1 protein-coding gene is annotated in these 508 nt (G+C 31.9%); it reads right to left on the bottom strand.

What is annotated here, in order from left to right; translation table 11 throughout:
* Positions 1-230: 230 nt before the first annotated feature.
* Positions 231-508: hypothetical protein (locus tag ABD994_RS31575; protein ID WP_345425842.1), on the bottom strand; the 278-nt coding region annotated here is incomplete at its 5' end.

Here is a 508-nt window from a genome sequence, read left to right as displayed (position 1 = left end):
GAGTTGGTTCCGAACTCATAATTGTATATGTCTCCTGATTTTTACCATAATTAATGATTACCATGAGAAATTCAGTATCTAATTTTACTGAAGCCTTAGTAGTCTGCCAAGCACCCCAATTACTATTAGTTTTTCGAAAACTAAAACGATCCATTTGAATGTTAGTCTGTCCGAAATAAAAACAGCTCACTGTTAATAAAAATGCAATTAAGATTTTTTTCATAACCGAACTATTTCTTAACCGCATCTAAAGGATTATCATCATAGTTCATAAAGATTGATCCCATCTTTTTGTACTTCATCAATTTTCCATCTACACATACATTATAGATACCGCTACCATATCCGTTTTGAGCTTGAACGATAATGATTTTACTTTGATCTACATTTTTATCTATTGAGATAAATTTTTTCAGTCGCGGCATTTTAGATGGCTCTTTAAAATCTGCTGGTAGGTCACATTCTTTTTTTGATTCCTGAGCAAAAATCAGTGTTGGTAATACAAGAC

Origin of the sequence: Actinomycetospora chlora (genome assembly GCF_039542135.1) — a bacterium.
In the GTDB taxonomy this organism is placed as follows: domain Bacteria; phylum Actinomycetota; class Actinomycetes; order Mycobacteriales; family Pseudonocardiaceae; genus Actinomycetospora; species Actinomycetospora chlora.
This window is presented reverse-complemented; position numbering and strand designations above follow the sequence as displayed.